Source organism: Pseudarthrobacter arbutini (assembly GCF_054510915.1).
Genome location: NZ_JBTNDQ010000005.1, coordinates 183404 through 201469 on the forward strand (window position 1 = coordinate 183404; position 18066 = coordinate 201469).

Consider the following 18066-nt stretch of genomic DNA (forward strand, 5'->3'; position numbering starts at 1 on the left):
GTAATGATGACGGCTTCCGGAGTATCGGACAACAGCCACCAGAACGGCCACCACCGGGGGACGGCCGGCAATGGCCGGGCCCACCACCCCGTGAGCGGCGGTCCCATTGTGCAGCTGCCCACGGCATTTGGCGATTTCGTTACCCAGGCGTGGACAGACCTGGTCACGGGCGCCGAGCACCTGGCGGTGAGCTCACCCAACCCGCCCAGGGAGGGCGTTGCTCCGCTGGTCAGGCTGCATTCCGAGTGCCTGACCGGCGACGTCTTCGGCTCCTACCGTTGTGACTGCGGCGAACAGCTGGCCTATGCCCTGGAGCTGATCAACGAGTTCGGCGGCACGCTGCTCTACCTGCGCGGGCAGGAAGGCCGGGGGATCGGCCTGGCCAACAAGATCAAGGCCTATGCCCTCCAGGAAGCTGGCTTTGACACCGTGGAGGCCAACGAGCAGCTGGGTCTGCCGGTGGACGCCCGTTGCTACAAGGCGGCCGCCCAGATCCTGGCCGAGATGGGCCTCCACGAGGTCCGGCTCCTGAGCAACAACCCGGACAAAAAGAACAGGCTCGCCAAAGCCGGTGTGAAGGTGGTGGAAATGGTGCCCACCGAGGTGCCGTCCCGTGACCAGAACATCCGCTACCTGCAGACCAAAAAGGACCGCATGGAGCACCGGCTGACGCTGGACACACACGTTGTCACGGTGCCCAGCGGCGCTGTCGACGATTTCGACCACGACCAAAACTGAACGGACAGATTCACGCATGAGCGGACACGGCGCACCAGATATTGACCTCACCACCCTCAATCCGGCGGAAACGTCGCAGCTGCGGCTGGCCATTGTGGCAGCCAGCTGGCACACCCAGATCATGGACGGACTCCTGGACGGTGCGCTGCGCGCCGCCAGGGACGCGGGCATCAGTGAACCCACCGTACTGCGCGTTCCGGGCGCCTTCGAGCTTCCCGTCGCTGCCGCGCGGCTGGCACCGCACTTTGACGCAGTGGTGGCCCTCGGCGTCGTGATCCGTGGCGGCACGCCGCACTTTGAATACGTCTGCCAGGCGGCGACGTCGGGACTTACCGATGTCAGTGTCTCCACCGGCGTGCCGGTGGGCTTCGGCGTGCTGACCTGCGATACGGAGCAGCAGGGACTGGACCGCGCGGGCCTGCCGGGCTCCAGCGAAGACAAGGGCCATGAAGCGGTGACGGCAGCCCTGGTCACCGCAGTCCTCCTCAAGCAGTACACGTAGCAGCAGGTAGTTGGCAGCGGGCTGCCGGGGCGCGGTGTGTGTTCGCTCACATCGCGCCCGTCATGCAGCGGCCCGAAAGGCGCCCCCGGGCCGGCAGCAAGTAGGCTGTAGGGCGTGAAGAATTTCGAGACGCTGTTCGCTGAACTGAGTGAGAAGGCAGCCACCCGCCCGGCAGGCTCCCGCACCGTCGCTGAATTGGAGTCCGGAGTCCACGGCATTGGCAAGAAAGTCGTGGAGGAAGCAGCCGAAGTGTGGATGGCCGCTGAGTACGAATCCGATGAGGCCACGGCCGAGGAAATCTCCCAGCTGCTCTACCACGTGCAGGTTCTGATGCTCGCTAAAGGCCTGACCCTGGAAGACGTCTACAAGCATCTGTAGCCACTGCTGCACGCGGCGGTCAACAACTGCCTGCCCGTGCCCTGCGTGGCCCGTTTGCCTGATCCACAGACCTCCCAACCAAGAAGGACCCCCATGCTGCGAGTAGCCGTCCCCAACAAAGGCTCCCTGTCCGAAGCCGCCTCCGCCATGCTGTCCGAGGCGGGCTACCGCCAACGCCGCGACACCCGCGAGCTGGTCATGATGGACCCGGACAACGACATTGAGTTCTTCTTCCTCCGCCCGCGCGACATCGCTGTGTATGTCGGACGCGGAACCCTCGACGTCGGCATCACCGGCCGCGATCTGCTGCTGGACGCCGAGGTGGAAGCCGAGGAACTGCTGCCCCTGGGCTTCGCTGCGTCCACGTTCCGCTTCGCCGGACCGGTGGGCGACTTCGCCACAGCAGAAGAGCTTGAAGGAAAACGCCTCGCCACCAGCTACGACGGACTGCTCCGCGGCTACCTCGCCGAGCGGGGCATCAACGCCAAGGTGGTCCGGCTCGACGGCGCCGTGGAGTCTTCAGTACGCCTCGGCGTAGCTGACGCCATCGCCGACGTCGTGGAAACGGGCAACACCCTCAAGGCCGCTGGGATGGAAATCTTCGGCGAGCCGATCCTCAAATCGGAAGCGGTCCTGATCCGCCGCACCGGCGAAGGCGGAGCCGCGAACGGCACCGCCAAGGAGATTGAAGTCCTGATCCGCCGCTTGCAGGGCGTCCTCGTGGCACGCCAATACGTGCTCATGGACTACGACATCCGCAAGGAACTCGTGGAACAGGCCGCCGCGCTGACTCCCGGCCTGGAATCACCCACCGTCTCACCGCTGCGCGACTCCGACTGGGTGGCCGTCCGGTCCATGGTTCCGAAGAAGGAAACCAACCGGATCATGGATGAGCTCTACGACCTCGGCGCCCGCGCCATCCTGGTCAGCAGCATCCACGCCTGCCGTATCTGAGCGTCCCGCCCGGTTCACGCCGCGCCGCAGAACCCACCCGAGAATTCCAGGAGTCCCCATGGCTGTAGCTGTACGAGTCATCCCCTGCCTCGACGTCGACGCCGGGCGCGTTGTGAAGGGCATCAACTTCGAGGGGCTCCGCGACGCGGGTGACCCGGTGGAGCTGGCGCACCGCTACGACAATGCGGGCGCCGACGAGCTGACGTTCCTCGATGTCACGGCGTCCTCGGGCAACCGCGAGACCACATTCGACGTGGTCCGCCGCACGGCCGAGGAAGTCTTCATCCCGCTGACCGTGGGCGGCGGTGTCCGCGGTGTTGCCGAGGTGGACAAGCTCCTGCGTTTCGGCGCGGACAAGGCTTCCATCAACACGGCCGCCGTTGCCCGGCCGGGCGTTATCAACGAAATCAGCCGGCATTTCGGTTCGCAGGTGCTGGTCCTGTCCGTGGACGCCCGTCGGACCCGCCCCGGGTCCCAGCCCACGCCGTCGGGCTTTGAAGTCACCACCCATGGCGGCCGTACGGGTACCGGGATCGATGCCATCGCGTGGGCCAGGGAAGCCGCCGACCGCGGCATCGGCGAAATCCTGCTCAACTCCATCGACGCCGACGGCACCAAGGACGGCTTCGACCTGGAACTGATCCGCCTGGTCCGGGCCGCGGTGAAAGTGCCGATCATCGCCTCAGGCGGTGCCGGGGAACCTGCCCACTTCCCGCCGGCCGTCGCCGCCGGTGCGGACGCCGTGCTGGCAGCCTCGATCTTCCACTGGGGCCCGGACAACATGATGTCCCAGGTCAAGCAGGCCATCCGCGAAGCAGGCTTCGAAGTCCGTTAACCCCCACCCGACTCAGCAACGCGGGGTCACTTCTTGCCCGGTAAACGATGGTTATTGGGCCGGAGGTGACCTCGCGTTGCTTCGTTAGAGGCCGACTTCAGCCGACTGGAGCAGGGCAACGGCGTCGGGCTGGCCTTCGAACGTGACCAGGGCGTGGCGGGTCCGGCCGTGGGCGTGCATCAGCAGCTCGCCCGGCTCACCAACGATCGCCACCGAAACCGGTGCCCGCTTGGCTACGTGCCGCGGCCCGGACGGGCGCACCAGCACAATGCCAAGGTCGACGCCACGGTAAAGGATGGCTGCCCGTTTGATCAGTTCGTCCCAGAGGGCGTCCGAGTAGGCCTCGTCGAGGGCGCGCGGCGCCCAGCGGTCCACAGCCCGGCGGATGTCCTCGGTGTGGACGAAATATTCGATCAGGTTGGAGCTCTCGTCCAAGGCCTTGATGTTCATGGGGGACAGCGCCGGCGGGCCACCACGGAAGGTGTTCACGAGGCCGGTGTAGTCGTCAGCGGTTTTCAGCTTCGCCGCGAGCTTGGCGGTGGCCTTGTCCGAAGCCTTGGACAGGCGCTTGATGATGAGGCCAAGCCCTACGGCAGCCTTGCGTTCGCGAAGGTAAAGGTGCGCGGCAAGGTCCCTGGTGCGCCAGCCTCTGCAGAGGGTGGGGGCATCAGGGCCGGCCGCCAGCAGGGTTTCGGCCAGGACTTCTCGGGACGGTTCGACGAAATGCATCACTTGTGAAACTAGCACGAGAGCAGCGAAGTTGGGCAGCAGAACCGCCAGCCGATAGGTGCCCTTGTTCACACACTGTTTGTATGCCCGTTGGTGCATATTCGGAGGCCGCTGATGAGGCACTAGACTTGGTCTGATGTCTGAGCAGCCCGCCTCCGCCCCCGTAATTGTCGCGGCCCCCGCCACAAGCCCGCTTCCTTCTGCCGTCGCGGCCGCACTGAAGCGTGACGGCGCCGGGCTGGTTGCCGCGGTGGTCCAGCAGTTCGACACCCACGAAGTGCTGATGCTGGGCTGGATGGACGATGAAGCCCTGCACCGCACCATGACCAGCGGCCGGGTCACCTTCTACTCCCGCTCCCGCCAGGAATACTGGCGCAAGGGGGACACCTCCGGCCACGTCCAGTGGGTCAAATCGGTTGCCCTGGACTGCGACGGCGATGCCCTCCTGATCCGCGTGGACCAGGTCGGCGCGGCGTGCCACACCGGCACCCGGACCTGCTTCGAGGGCAGGGACCTGGAAGTCCAGACCGGCGAGGCAGTCTGACCCACGGCCCGGGGCGGATGACCTGCCCCCAGGCGAACACTTTTGGCAGCATAGGACTGGCGCCGTTCCACACCCGGCGACATTTCACCAGGCGACACACAAGAACAGGCGGCGAAGCATAGCCATGCAGGACCTTGGAATCATCAGCCCGGGCCTCGAGGAGTTCCGCGAACTCGCCGGCAGCAGCCGGGTCATCCCCGTCACGCTCAAGGTGCTGGCGGACGCGGAGACCCCTATCGGCCTCTACCGGAAGCTGGCCCAGGGCCAGCCCGGCACGTTCCTGATGGAGTCTGCGGCGGTGGGCGGCACGTGGTCGCGGTACTCCTTTATTGGCGCGAAGTCCCGGGCAACCCTGACCACCAAGGACGGCCAGGCGCACTGGCTGGGCCAGCCCCCTGCCGGCGTGCCCCTGGACGGCAACCCCGTGGACGCCATCCGCGACACCATCGAGGCACTGCGGACCAGCAGGTTTGACGGACTGCCGCCGTTCACCTCCGGCCTCGTCGGCTTCCTGGGCTGGGAGACTGTCCGCCACTGGGAACGGCTGACCAGCCCGCCGGAGGATGACCTCCACCTGCCCGAGATGGCGCTGAACCTGGTCACGGACATGGCCGTGCACGACAACCATGACGGCACCGTGCTGCTGATCGCCAATGCCATCAACTTCGATGGCAGCTCCGACCGTGTGGACGAGGCCTGGGAAGATGCCGTGGCACGGGTCAAGGCCCTCCTCACCCAGATCAGCACGCCCGTGGCCCAGCCGGTTTCCGTACTGGAGCCCGCCGCCCTGGATTTCGCCTCCAGCGTCGAGGAACGGTGGGACGAACCCTCCTACCTGGCCGCGCTGGATCGCGGCAAGGAAGCCATTGTGGACGGCGAAGTGTTCCAGGTGGTGATTTCACGCCGCTTCGAAATGGAGTGCGGCGCCTCGCCCCTTGACGTGTACCGCGTCCTGCGCAACACCAACCCCAGCCCGTACATGTACATCTTCAGCCTCGAGGACGCCGACGGCCGGGAGTACTCGATCGTAGGGTCCTCACCCGAGGCCCTGGTGACGGTGACCGGTGAAGAAGTCATCACCCACCCCATCGCCGGTTCACGGCCCCGAGGCAAAACGGTGGAGGGAGACAAGGCCCTCGCCGAGGAGCTGCTGGCCGACCAGAAGGAACGCGCCGAACACCTGATGCTCGTGGACCTCTCCCGCAACGATCTGTCCAAGGTCTGCGTGGCGGGAACCGTGGACGTCACGCAGTTCATGGAGGTGGAGCGGTTCAGCCACATCATGCACCTGGTCTCCACCGTGGTGGGCAAGCTGTCCCCGGACGCCAACGCCTACGACGTCCTGAAAGCGACCTTCCCCGCGGGCACCCTGTCCGGTGCCCCGAAGCCCCGGGCTCTGCGCCTGCTGGACGAGCTTGAACCGCACCGCCGCGGCATCTACGGCGGCGTGGTGGGTTACCTCGACTTCGCCGGCGACATGGACATGGCCATTGCCATCCGCTCGGCCCTTCTCCGCGAAGGACGCGCCTACGTCCAGGCCGGCGGAGGCATCGTGGCGGATTCCGTGAACCCCACAGAAGCCCTGGAGACCGTGAACAAGGCGGCCGCTCCGCTCCGGGCCGTGCACACCGCCGGATCGCTGCACAACATTGCGGCGGAATCGCTCCCCGGCAGCTCTCACACCAGCGACGCCGGCACCGCCGAGGAAAGCCAGGGCGCCGAATGACGCCGGCCTGGGCCAGGAAATCCACACTGGTACTGCTGATCGCCGTCCTTGCGCTGGCCGTTTTCGGCGCCACCACCCAGACCTGGATCACCGTCAGCCTGGACGCCAACCAGGTGGGCCAGGCCGCGGGGGACCAGAACACCCTGCCGGTCCAGGGCAGCAAGGCCGCCACCGCGGTGACGGCACTGGCCGTCGTGGCCCTGGCGGGCGGACTGGCAGCATCCATCGCAGGAAAGTTCGCGCGGTGGGTCATCACCGCCCTCATCATGTTGGCCTCCGTCGGCATCATTGCCGCGGCCGCCACGGTGCTGGCTGACCCGCTGGGCGCCGCGCAGGGCTCCATCGCCGCTGCCACCGGGGTCACCGGCGGGAACGCGGAAGCGGCTGTTACCGCCTTCCCGGTCCTCGCCGTCGTCGCCGGTGCCCTGCTGGCGCTGGCCGCGTTGCTGATCATCCCCGCTGGCCGGCACTGGAAGTCGCGGACCAAATATGACGCAGCCACATACGGGGGGCCCGCCGGCAGTACGGCGGCCGCCACCGGTCCCGTGGACGAGATCGACAGCTGGGACCGGCTCTCGCGCGGCGACGATCCCACCTGAACCCCCGCTCGCAGCCAAACGCGAGCAGCCCGCTGGAACCTGAGCCACGTCTGCCGATAGGCAGGTCACGGCCAAAAAATGGCAGAATGTAAGCAGTATTCATCCCGAGGAGATTCACATGAGCAAAGCACCCGCTTCCGTATCGAAATCAGGCACCCGGACCGTTGCCCCCGGCGTCGTTGACCACAGCCAGGAACTTGGCCACGGCAACAGCCCCGCGGCCTGGACCTGCGTGATCGTTATGCTGGTCGGCGCCCTCATCGCGTCCATCGCCTTTGTCATCGCCAACACCCCCATCTTCATCGCCGGCGCAGCCGTGATGGTCCTCGGCCTGATTCTTGGCTACATCATGCGCAAGGCGGGCTACGGCGTCGAAGGCAGCAAGCTGAAGAGCTCCGGCCACTGATGGCGACTGTTCTCGACGACATCAATGCCGGTGTCTGGGAGGATATGGAGGCCAGGAAGCGTCTCGTTTCGCTGGCGGACCTGAAGGACCTGGCGGCGGCCGCGGCACCCGCCCGGGACGCCTGGTCGGCCCTCGGCGGCACCGCGGTGCAGCGGGACCAGCTGAAGGTCATCGCGGAAATCAAGCGGCGCAGCCCGTCCAAGGGCGACCTCGCCAGCATCGTGGATCCGGCAGCGCTAGCAGAGCAGTACGCCGACGGCGGCGCAGCCGTGATCAGCGTCCTCACCGAACAGCGGCGCTTCAACGGCTCCCTTGCGGACCTGGACGCCGTCCGTGCCCGCGTGGACGTTCCGCTGCTCCGCAAGGATTTCACTCTCGATGAGTACCAGATCTGGGAGGCCCGCGCCCACGGCGCGGACCTGATCCTGCTCATCGTGGCGTCGCTCTCCGACAGCCAACTCCGGGAGTTCAGCGCCCTCAGCCGCGAACTCGGCATGAACGTGCTCGTGGAGACACACACGGAAGAGGAAATCGAACGTGCAGTGGCGGCTGAGGCGCGCATCATCGGCGTTAACGTGCGCAACCTGAAGACGCTCGACGTCGACCGTTCAGTTTTCGCCTCCCTCGCCGGACTGATTCCGGCCGAAGCGCTGGTCATCGCCGAATCCGGTGTCCGCGGCGTGGACGACGTGACGCATTACGCCGCCAACGGCGCCAACGCCATCCTGGTGGGGGAGGCCCTCGTCAGCGACGCAACGCCGCGTGACCGGATCGCCGAATTCACGGCGGCCGGCGCTGCCGCCATCGCCGCCCGGGCCTAGTCCGGGCACCCGCCGGGTCTGGCGCCGGCGGCACAACACTTCCGAACGACCAACTTGAACAGGACGGGACTGATGGCTGAATCCTCAGAAAACGCTGACAACAACGCTGCGGACGCTTTCCTGCAGGGCGGCTCGCTGAAGCACGCCCCGGGGCCATACTTCGGCGGCTACGGCGGGCGTTGGATGCCTGAATCGCTGATCGCCGCCCTGGACGAGCTCGAAGACACCTTTGAAAAGGCCAAGGCAGATCCCGAATTCCTGGCCCAGCTCTCCGATCTGAACAAGAACTACTCCGGCCGTCCCTCGCTGCTGACCGAAGCCAAGCGGTTCTCCGAGCACGCCGGCGGCGCCCGGATTTTCCTCAAGCGCGAGGACCTCAACCACACCGGATCCCACAAGATCAACAACGTCCTGGGCCAGGCCCTGCTGGCCAAGCGCATGGGGAAAACCCGCGTCATCGCCGAGACCGGCGCCGGGCAGCACGGCGTTGCCAGCGCCACCGCTGCCGCGCTCCTCGGCCTGGAATGCGTTGTCTACATGGGCGCCGAAGACTGCCGCCGGCAGGCACTGAATGTCGCCCGGATGCAGCTGCTCGGCGCCACCGTGGTGCCCGTGGTGAATGGTTCCCAGACCCTCAAGGACGCCATCAACGACGCCCTCCGGGACTGGGTCAGCAACGTCGACAACACCCACTACCTGCTGGGCACCGCCGCCGGGGCGCACCCGTTCCCAGCCATGGTCCGCTTCTTCCACGAGGTCATCGGCGAGGAAGCCCGCGCCCAGATCCTGGAGCAGACCGGCAAACTGCCCGACGCCGTCTGCGCCTGCATCGGCGGCGGTTCCAACGCGATCGGCATCTTCCACGGATTCCTGGATGATCCGTCCGTGAAGATCTACGGTTTTGAAGCCGGCGGCGACGGCGTGGACACCGGCCGGCACGCAGCCACCATCACCCTCGGCAAGCCCGGCGTCCTGCACGGCGCACGCTCCTACCTCATGCAGGACGACGATGGGCAGACCATCGAGTCGCACTCGATTTCCGCAGGCCTGGACTACCCGGGCGTTGGCCCGGAACACGCCTACCTGGCCGATATCGGCCGCGTCACCTATGAGCCCATCACCGACAGCGAAGCAATGGATGCGTTCAAGCTGCTCTGCCGGACGGAGGGGATCATCCCCGCCATCGAATCCTCACATGCCCTCGCGGGTGCCATCAAGGTCGGGAAGCGCCTCACCGAAGGCAGTGCCGACCCGTCCGAAACTGTGGTCATTGTGAACCTTTCCGGCCGCGGCGACAAGGACGTGGAAACTGCCGCGGAATGGTTCGACATGCTCGACGAGGAGGGCAAGGTCAAGGGCACCAACCTGTCCACCCGCAAGCCCAAGGGCCCTGCCGACAGGGCGGAAACTGAAGCCGTTCCCGCCACAGCCGCTCCTGCCGGCAGCGCCGCGGACAACAACGAGGACCAGAACTGATGACTGAACAGACGGCCAGCAAGTCCGCCGCCGCCATCGACCGTGCACGGGACGCCGGGCGCTCAGCGCTCGTGTGCTACCTGCCTGCCGGGTACCCGGACGTCCAGGCCACTATCGACGCCGGCATCGCCATGGCGAAGAACGGTGCCGACCTGATCGAAATCGGCATTCCCTACTCGGATCCGGTCATGGACGGCCCGGTCATCCAGGCCGCTACCACCGAGGCGATCGCCAACGGATTCCGGGTCGAGAGCGTCTTTGACGTTGTCGCCGGCATCACGGCAGCCACCGACGTCGCCGTGCTGGTGATGACCTACTGGAACCCCGTGGTCCGGATGGGTGTGGACGAGTTCTCGCGCCGGCTGGCCGAAGCCGGGGGAGCAGGGCTCATCACGCCCGACCTCATCCCGGACGAAGCATCGGAATGGTTCGCCGCCTCGGACAAGTACGGACTGGACCGCGTGTTCCTCGTGGCGCCGTCCTCCACCCCGGAGCGCCTGGCCATGACGGTCAAGGCAAGCCGCGGCTTTGTGTACGCCGTCTCCATCATGGGCGTGACGGGGACCCGCCAGGCCGTCAGCAGCAGCGCGGAGAAGCTCGTGGCCGACACGCACGCCGCCGGCGCCGAACGCGTCTGTGTGGGACTCGGTGTCTCCAACGCCAGCCACGTCCGCGAGATCGCAGCATACGCAGACGGTGTCATCGTTGGCACCGCGCTTGTTGCCGCCATCCGTGACGGGGGAGTCCCCGCCGTCGCCGACCTCACCCGGGACCTGAGCGCCGGACTCGTCAGGGAAGAAGCCTAAACACCATGCAGATCCTCCTTCAGGCCGCCGCCCTGGTGCCGGCCAGCATCCCCAGCCCGGACTGGTCCGGCTTCGACATCCCGCTGCCGTGGGGGACTCTGCGGATCCACGCCTATGCCCTGTGCATCCTCGCCGGGATCATCGTGGGCCTGTGGCTCACGTCCGTCAGGTGGGCCCGCCGCGGCGCGCCCGAAGGCAGCGTCTGGGACATCGTCATCTGGGCGATTCCCTTCGGCATCATCGGCGGCCGGCTCTACCACGTGGTTTCGTCCCCGGACGCCTACTTCGGGCCCGGCTTCGACGGGACCGGGGACCTGTGGCTCATCCCGCAGATCCAGCGTGGCGGACTGGGCATCTGGGGTGCCGTGGTTCTGGGCGTCCTGGGCGCCTGGATCGGCTGCCGCCGGTCCGGTGTGAAACTCACCGCCTTCCTGGACGCCGCGGCGCCCGGACTGCTGCTGGCGCAGGCCGTTGGCCGCTGGGGTAACTACTTCAACCAGGAGCTCTTCGGCGGGCCCACCACCCTCCCGTGGGGCCTGCAGATTGATGCGGACAACCCCAACTTCCCGGCCGGCATGCCGGTGGATACGCTCTTCCACCCCACGTTCCTGTATGAGTCACTCTGGAACATCGCCGGCGTGCTCATCCTGCTGGCCCTGGACCGCCGATTCCACTTCCGCCGCGCCCGGCTCTTCTGGCTCTACGCCATGTATTACACGCTGGGCCGGGTCTGGATCGAAGCAATGCGGATCGACGACGCCGAACAGATCAACCTGTTCGGGATCACCACCAGGCTCAACGTCTGGACCAGCATCTTTGTCTTTGTGGCAGCACTCATCGTGTTCGTCCTCCTGGGGTTGAAGGGCCGCCCGGAACCGGACACTCCCTTCCTGGCGGGCCGCGAGCCGGCAGCAGTCGAGGACGTGGACGCTGCGGGGGAAGAAAAGGCACCGGTCCGCGATGCGGACTCTTCTGTCTCGGATAGTGAATCGCGTGATAATCTCCCAAATAACCAAAATGGTGCCCGGATCCCTTCCACCCCAACGGAAGAGGAACCGGCAGTCCGGGACGGCGACAAGCCCGTACCGGAGTCGCCGGTAACCGGAAGTTCCCGCCACAAGGCAACGGAATCCGCGCCGGAGGCTGGCACGAACAAGTAGGACGCCAGCACGGCAGGGTAGCAGAGTCAACACTCGGAGCGCCCACACACCACAGCGTCGTGGCAACAGGGCCCATCCGGCCAGCAGACAGCAGCTGGCCGGTCAAGTCCGGGTCACGGGCCTGCGTAACTCTTCGTTCAGCAGGCCGGTCTGGCCTACAATTTCCAGTAAATAACACTTTGTTGTGCCCATCACATCGGCGCTTACAAGGCGGGCCAACGGTGTCCCTTCCATACGCACGATCTCGAGGAAGGACGTCTTCAATGACCCATCTTCATAGCCCACGTTGGTCCGAAAAAATAGGATCGCAGGGCCCCGTCTCCCCGTTCAAGCGCTTTGCCGCGCTGCCCGAGGCCCGGGGTCTGTACAACCCAGAGAACGAAAAAGACGCCTGTGGCCTGGCGATCATCGCCACGCTCCGCGGTGAGCCCGGCTACGACATTGTCGACGCCGCGCTGACCGCGCTCCGCAACCTGGAGCACCGCGGTGCCGTGGGTGCCGACGAGGGAACCGGTGACGGTGCCGGCCTGCTGATGCAGATCCCGGACGAGTTCTTCCGCGCCGTCACAGAATTCGAACTCCCCGCACCGGGCCAGTTTGTTGCCGGTACCGCCTTCCTCCCTGCCGAGCAGCGCGAAGCCGACGCCGCCAAGGCCGGCATTGAAGGCCTTGCCGCCGATGAAGGCCTGACCGTCCTCGGCTGGCGCGAAGTGCCCATCGTCGCAGACCTCGTGGGCGCCATGGCCCGCGCCTGCATGCCGTACTTCTCACAGCCCTTCCTTGCCTCGGCAACCGGCGAGGAACTGGACCGCAACGAGCTGGACTCACGTGCCTGGCGGATCCGCAAGCGTGCCCAGAACAAGTTCGGCGTGTACTTCCCGTCGCTGTCCTCGCGCACCATCGTCTACAAGGGCATGCTCACCACGGCCCAGCTGGAGCCGTTCTACCCCGATCTCTCGGACAAGCGTTTCAAGACCAAGCTGGCGATCGTCCACTCGCGCTTCTCCACCAACACGTTCCCGTCCTGGCCGCTGGCCCAGCCGTTCCGCACCATTGCCCACAACGGTGAAATCAACACCGTCAAGGGCAACCGGAACTGGATGCGCGCCCGCCAGTCCCAGCTCGCCAACCCGCTGCTGGGTGACTCCCCGGAAGAGCTGTACCCCATCTGCACCCCCGGTGCGTCAGACTCCGCGTCCTTCGACGAAGTCGCCGAGCTGCTCTGGCTCTCCGGCCGCCCCATCACGCACTCGATCATGATGATGATCCCCGAGGCCTGGGAAAACCACGCCACCATGGATCCGGCACGGCGGGCGTTCTACGAATACCACTCCCTGCTCATGGAACCGTGGGACGGCCCCGCGGCCGTCTCCTTCACCGACGGCAACCTCGTGGGCGCCACCCTGGACCGCAACGGCCTGCGCCCCGGACGCTACTGGATCACCGAAGACGGGCTGATCATCTTCGCCTCCGAGGTGGGCGTGATCGACGTCGAACCCTCCAAGGTGGTCAAGAAGGGCCGGGTTTCCCCGGGCAAAATGTTCCTCGTGGACACCGACGCCGGCCGCATCATCGACGACGAAGAGGTCAAGGCCGAGGTCGCTGCGGCGAACCCCTGGGCCGAGTGGGTCAAGGACAACCTGATTGACCTCAAGGACCTCCCCGAGCGCGAGCACGTGGTCCACACCGCCGCGTCCGTCAACATCCGCCAGCGGACCTTCGGCTACACCACCGAAGAGCTCAAGATCCTGCTCGGCCCGATGGCCCGCACCGGCGCCGAACCGCTGGGTGCCATGGGTTCGGACACCCCGATCGCAGTGCTGTCAAAGCGTCCCCGGCTGCTCTTCGACTACTTCGTGCAGTCCTTCGCGCAGGTCACGAACCCGCCGCTGGATGCCATCCGGGAAGAGCTGGTCACGTCGCTGACCTGCGCCATCGGCCCGAACGGCAACCTGCTGGACACCAAGCAGGTGCGCCAGCCCCAGGTCATGCTGCCGTTCCCGGTGATCAACAACGACCAGCTCGCCAAGATCGCCAACATTGAAACGCCCGACGGCGACCGTGTCGCCATGAAGGTCCGTGGGCTCTACCGCCCCGAAGGCGGCGAGAACGCCCTGCGTGCCCGGCTCACCGAGATCTGCGAGCAGGTGTCCGGCGCGATCAACCGCGGCGTGCAGTACGTTGTGCTGTCCGACCGTGACTCGAACGCGCAATGGGCCCCGATTCCTTCGCTGCTCCTGGTCAGCGCCGTGCACCATCACCTGCTGCGCAGCGCCAACCGCACCAAAACTGCCCTGGTGGTCGAGGCCGGCGACGTCCGCGAGACGCACCACGTGGCTGTCCTGATCGGCTACGGTGCCTCCGCCGTGAACCCGTACCTGGCCATGGAATCCGTGGAACAGCTCATCACCGCAGGTGACGTTGTTGGGGTCACCCCGCAGGACGGTGTCTACAACCTGATCAAGGGCCTCGGCAAGGGCGTCCTGAAGATCATGTCCAAGATGGGCATCTCCACCGTTGCGTCCTACACCGGCGCGCAGACGTTCGAGGCCCTGGGCCTCGGACAGGAGTTGGTGGACGAGTTCTTCGCCGGCACGCATTCCCAGCTGGGCGGTGTGGGCCTGGACGTCATTGCCGCCGAAGTTTCGGCGCGGCACCAGATGGCCTACCCCGAAGGCGGCATCGAACTGCCGCACCGCCCGCTCCTGGGCGGCGGCGAGTACCAGTGGCGCCGCGACGGCGAGCCTCACCTGTTCAACCCGGAGACCGTCTTCCGGCTCCAGCACGCCACGCGTGAGCGCCGTTATGACATTTTCAAGGCGTACACCAAGGGCGTGGATGACCAGTCCGAGAACCTGATGACCCTGCGCGGGCTGCTCAAGTTCAAGAACGACCGTCCTGCGGTTCCGTTGGAGGAAGTGGAGCCTGTCTCCAGCGTCGTGAAGCGTTTCTCCACCGGCGCCATGAGCTACGGGTCGATCTCCAAGGAAGCCCACGAGACCCTCGCGATCGCCATGAACCAGTTGGGCGGCAAGTCCAACACCGGTGAAGGCGGTGAGGACGTGGACCGCCTGCTGGACCCGAAGCGCCGCTCTGCCGTCAAGCAAATCGCGTCGGGGCGGTTCGGCGTCACCAGCCTGTACCTGACCAACGCCGATGACATCCAGATCAAGATGGCCCAGGGTGCCAAGCCCGGCGAGGGCGGCCAACTGATGGCGCAGAAGGTGTACCCCTGGGTTGCCCGGACGCGACACTCGACGCCCGGCGTCGGCCTGATTTCGCCGCCCCCGCACCACGACATCTACTCCATCGAGGACCTTGCGCAGCTCATCTACGATGCGAAGCGCGCCAACCCCTCGGCCCGTGTGCACGTCAAACTCGTCTCCGAAGTGGGGATCGGCACTGTGGCGTCGGGTGTCACCAAAGCGAAGGCCGACGTCGTACTGGTCTCCGGCCACGACGGCGGAACCGGCGCGTCCCCGCTTAACTCGCTCAAGCACGCGGGTGTGCCGTGGGAGCTCGGGCTCGCCGAGACGCAGCAGACGCTGATGCTCAACGGCCTGCGCGACCGTGTGGTGGTCCAGGTGGACGGCCAGCTCAAGACCGGCCGCGACGTTGTTATCGCCGCGCTGCTCGGCGGCGAGGAATTCGGCTTCGCCACCGCACCTCTGGTGGTGGAAGGCTGCATCATGATGCGCGTCTGCCACCTGGACACCTGCCCGGTGGGCGTCGCAACGCAGAACCCCGAACTGCGGGCCCGCTTCACCGGCAAGCCCGAATTTGTGGTCAACTTCTTCGAATTCCTGGCCGAGGAAGTCCGCGAGATCCTTGCGGAACTCGGCTTCCGGAGCATCGAAGAGGCGATCGGCCACGCCGAAGTCCTGGATGCCCGCGAAGCGATCAACCACTGGAAGGCCGACGGCCTGGACCTGGACCCGATCCTGCACGGGCTCGAGTTCGACGACGACGCTCCGCTGCGCAACATGACCTCGCAGAACCACGAGCTGGACAAGCACTTTGACCAGCGGCTGATCACCATGGCCACGGAGGCGCTGACTGACCGCAGCCCGGTGAAGATCGCGGTGGACGTGATCAACACGGACCGCTCCGTGGGCACCATGCTGGGCCACACGGTGACCAAGACGTTCAGCACGGACGTCCTGGCGCCGGACACCATCGACATCACCCTGACCGGTACCGCGGGACAGTCGCTGGGCGCCTTCCTGCCCGCCGGTATCACGCTGCGCCTCTTTGGTGACTCGAACGACTACGTGGGCAAGGGCCTTTCCGGCGGGCGGATCATCGTCCGGCCGGACCGCACCAACGTGTTCAAGGCCGAAAGCAACGTCATTGCCGGCAACGTGATCGGCTACGGCGCCACCAGTGGCGAGATGTTCCTGCGCGGCCAGGTGGGCGAACGTTTCATGGTCCGTAACTCCGGAGCCACCGCTGTTGTTGAAGGCATCGGCGACCACGGCTGCGAGTACATGACCGGCGGGCAGACGCTGATCATCGGCCGCACCGGACGCAACTTTGGCGCCGGCATGTCCGGCGGAACCGCCTACGTGCTGGACCTGCAGACCACGCAGGTCAACAAGGACGCCCTGCAGTCCGGCGAACTCCAGCTCGTTGGACTCGACGCCGAAGACCGGGACATCGTCCACGGCCTGCTGGTGAAGCACGTCGAGGAAACGGAATCGCTGCATGCTGCCCGGTTGCTGGAGAACTTCGACGACACCGCTGCCCGCATTACCAAAGTGCTGCCGCGCGATTACGCGGCAGTCCTGCAAACCCGGCTGGACGCCATCGAAGAGGGCCTTGACCCTGATGGCGAAGAAGTATGGGCTCGAATCCTGGAGGTGACCGGTGGCTGATCCACGCGGATTTCTTAAAGTACGCCAGCGTGAAACCCAGCCGCGCCGCCCCGTTCCGGTCCGCATCATGGACTGGAAGGAAGTCTATGAGGCCCAGGAAAAGGGTGTCCTGAAGGCCCAGGCCGGCCGCTGCATGGACTGCGGCGTGCCGTTCTGCCACCAGGGCTGCCCGCTGGGCAACCTCATCCCCGAATGGAACGACCTCACGTGGCGGGACAAGGGCGAGGAAGCGATTGAGCGGCTGCACGCCACCAACAACTTCCCCGAGTGGACCGGCCGGCTTTGCCCGGCACCGTGTGAGGCGTCCTGTGTGCTGGGAATCAACCAGCCCGCAGTCACCATCAAGCAGGTTGAAGTCTCCATCATCGACGAAGCGTTCGAAAACGGCTGGGTCAACCCGCTGCCTCCGACGCGCCTGACCGGAAAGACCGTTGCCGTCGTCGGCTCCGGCCCGGCAGGCCTGGCCGTGGCGCAGCAGCTGACCCGGGTGGGCCACACCGTCGCGGTGTACGAACGTGACGACAAGATCGGCGGCCTTCTCCGCTACGGCATCCCCGACTTCAAGATGGAGAAGGAGCAGGTGGACCGCCGCGTTGAGCAGATGAAGGCGGAAGGCACCCGCTTCCGCACCGGCGTCGCTGTGGGCACCGACGTGACGTGGGAGCAGCTGCGACGCCGCTACGACGCCGTCGTGGTTGCCACCGGCGCCACCGTCCCGAGGGACCTGCCCATCCCGGGCCGCGACTTTGAAGGCGTGCACTTTGCCATGGATTACCTGGTGCCGGCCAACCGCGTTGTCGCGGGGGAGACGGTGGAGAACCAGATCCATGCCAAGGGCAAGCATGTGGTGATCCTGGGCGGCGGCGATACCGGTGCTGACTGCCTCGGTACGGCGCACCGCCATGGAGCCGCGTCAGTGACCACGCTGGCCATCGGCAAGCAGCCGCCGGCCGAACGTGCCGGGCACCAGCCCTGGCCCACGTTCCCCACCCTCTTCGAAATGGCCAGCGCCCATGAGGAAGGCGGCGAACGCACTTACCTCGCCTCCACCGTGGAGTTTGTCGGCGAGAACGGCAAGCTGACCGGCGTCAAGGTGGCCGAAACGGAATTCGTTGACGGCAAGCGGCTTCCCAAAGCCGGCACCGAACGGATCATCCCTGCGGACCTGGTCTTCCTGTCGCTGGGCTTCACCGGAGCCGAGCCTGCGGGCATCACCGAGCAGGTCAGCGCCGACTTCGACGGGCGCGGCAACGTGTCCCGCGACGGGTACTACATGACCAACACGGAGGGCATCTTCGTGGCCGGTGACGCCGGCCGCGGTCAGTCGCTCATTGTATGGGCCATCGCTGAGGGCCGGGCCTGTGCGGCCGCCGTGGACAAGTTCCTCATGGGCAGCACCATCCTGCCGGCGCCAGTGGCTCCGACGGACCGGGCCATCGCGGTTCTCTGACAACGGTCAGTTCGCCGCGGATTCACCTCCACAACAACTTAACCAATGCAGGACACTACTAGGGTAGG

At 66.2% G+C, this 18066-nt stretch carries 16 protein-coding genes; 15 read left to right on the forward strand and 1 reads right to left on the reverse strand.

The genetic code is table 11. The features are described from left to right. Positions 1-6: 6 nt before the first annotated feature. The 5 genes from ribA (at position 7) to hisF (ending at position 3407) form a co-directional block, all read left to right on the forward strand. Positions 7-738: a GTP cyclohydrolase II gene (gene ribA / locus ACX80V_RS07675; RefSeq protein WP_485842632.1), complete on the forward strand. Its 732-nt coding sequence runs from the start codon at positions 7-9 to the stop codon at positions 736-738. Between the two features lie 16 nt (positions 739-754). Further along, entirely contained in the window at positions 755-1240 is a 486-nt protein-coding gene (ribH, locus tag ACX80V_RS07680; RefSeq protein WP_058929290.1) for a 6,7-dimethyl-8-ribityllumazine synthase, read from the forward strand. Between the two features lie 114 nt (positions 1241-1354). Further along, on the forward strand, positions 1355-1618 hold the full coding sequence (locus ACX80V_RS07685; RefSeq protein ID WP_485842633.1) for a phosphoribosyl-ATP diphosphatase: 264 nt from the start codon (positions 1355-1357) through the stop codon (positions 1616-1618). Positions 1619-1711: 93 nt separating this feature from the next. Next, complete coding sequence (gene hisG, locus ACX80V_RS07690) at positions 1712-2572, forward strand: ATP phosphoribosyltransferase (RefSeq protein WP_248761504.1); 861 nt, start codon at positions 1712-1714, stop codon at positions 2570-2572. A gap of 58 nt (positions 2573-2630) precedes the next feature. Further along, on the forward strand, positions 2631-3407 hold the full coding sequence (gene hisF / locus ACX80V_RS07695) for an imidazole glycerol phosphate synthase subunit HisF (RefSeq protein WP_485842634.1): 777 nt from the start codon (positions 2631-2633) through the stop codon (positions 3405-3407). A gap of 84 nt (positions 3408-3491) precedes the next feature. Here the strand turns inward: hisF and ACX80V_RS07700 are convergent, their stop codons facing one another. Then, positions 3492-4136: a TIGR03085 family metal-binding protein gene (locus ACX80V_RS07700; protein ID WP_058932697.1), complete on the reverse strand. Its 645-nt coding sequence runs from the start codon at positions 4134-4136 to the stop codon at positions 3492-3494. Positions 4137-4272: 136 nt separating this feature from the next. Between ACX80V_RS07700 and hisI the strand changes: the two genes are divergently transcribed. The 10 genes from hisI (at position 4273) to ACX80V_RS07750 (ending at position 17998) form a co-directional block, all read left to right on the forward strand. Continuing rightward, positions 4273-4680: a phosphoribosyl-AMP cyclohydrolase gene (gene hisI, locus ACX80V_RS07705; protein WP_485842635.1), complete on the forward strand. Its 408-nt coding sequence runs from the start codon at positions 4273-4275 to the stop codon at positions 4678-4680. A 124-nt stretch (positions 4681-4804) separates the two neighbouring features. Beyond that, complete coding sequence (locus ACX80V_RS07710) at positions 4805-6406, forward strand: anthranilate synthase component I (RefSeq protein ID WP_485842636.1); 1602 nt, start codon at positions 4805-4807, stop codon at positions 6404-6406. Continuing rightward, positions 6403-7005, forward strand: coding sequence for a Trp biosynthesis-associated membrane protein (locus tag ACX80V_RS07715; protein ID WP_485842637.1), 603 nt, complete (start codon positions 6403-6405; stop codon positions 7003-7005). Before ACX80V_RS07710 ends, ACX80V_RS07715 begins: the two co-directional genes overlap by 4 nt. A 118-nt stretch (positions 7006-7123) precedes the next feature. After that, the gene (locus tag ACX80V_RS07720; protein ID WP_056345635.1) at positions 7124-7411 is read left to right on the forward strand and encodes an HGxxPAAW family protein; all 288 of its coding nucleotides are present in this window, start codon (positions 7124-7126) and stop codon (positions 7409-7411) included. Then, a complete protein-coding gene (gene trpC, locus ACX80V_RS07725; RefSeq protein ID WP_058929284.1) occupies positions 7411-8232 on the forward strand; it encodes an indole-3-glycerol phosphate synthase TrpC in 822 nt (273 codons plus the stop codon). The genes ACX80V_RS07720 and trpC overlap by 1 nt, the downstream gene beginning before the upstream one ends. A gap of 72 nt (positions 8233-8304) precedes the next feature. Beyond that, positions 8305-9708 (forward strand): tryptophan synthase subunit beta, encoded by a 1404-nt coding sequence (trpB, locus tag ACX80V_RS07730; RefSeq protein ID WP_485842638.1) that lies wholly within the window; start codon positions 8305-8307, stop codon positions 9706-9708. Next, positions 9708-10514, forward strand: a complete 807-nt coding sequence (trpA, locus tag ACX80V_RS07735; RefSeq protein WP_056345641.1) for a tryptophan synthase subunit alpha — start codon at positions 9708-9710, stop codon at positions 10512-10514. The genes trpB and trpA overlap by 1 nt, the downstream gene beginning before the upstream one ends. A 5-nt stretch (positions 10515-10519) precedes the next feature. Next, the gene (gene lgt / locus ACX80V_RS07740; RefSeq protein WP_485842639.1) at positions 10520-11674 is read left to right on the forward strand and encodes a prolipoprotein diacylglyceryl transferase; all 1155 of its coding nucleotides are present in this window, start codon (positions 10520-10522) and stop codon (positions 11672-11674) included. A 263-nt stretch (positions 11675-11937) separates the two neighbouring features. Further along, complete coding sequence (gene gltB, locus ACX80V_RS07745; RefSeq protein WP_485842640.1) at positions 11938-16548, forward strand: glutamate synthase large subunit; 4611 nt, start codon at positions 11938-11940, stop codon at positions 16546-16548. Next, positions 16541-17998: a glutamate synthase subunit beta gene (locus tag ACX80V_RS07750; RefSeq protein ID WP_485842641.1), complete on the forward strand. Its 1458-nt coding sequence runs from the start codon at positions 16541-16543 to the stop codon at positions 17996-17998. The genes gltB and ACX80V_RS07750 overlap by 8 nt, the downstream gene beginning before the upstream one ends. Positions 17999-18066: the final 68 nt, after the last annotated feature.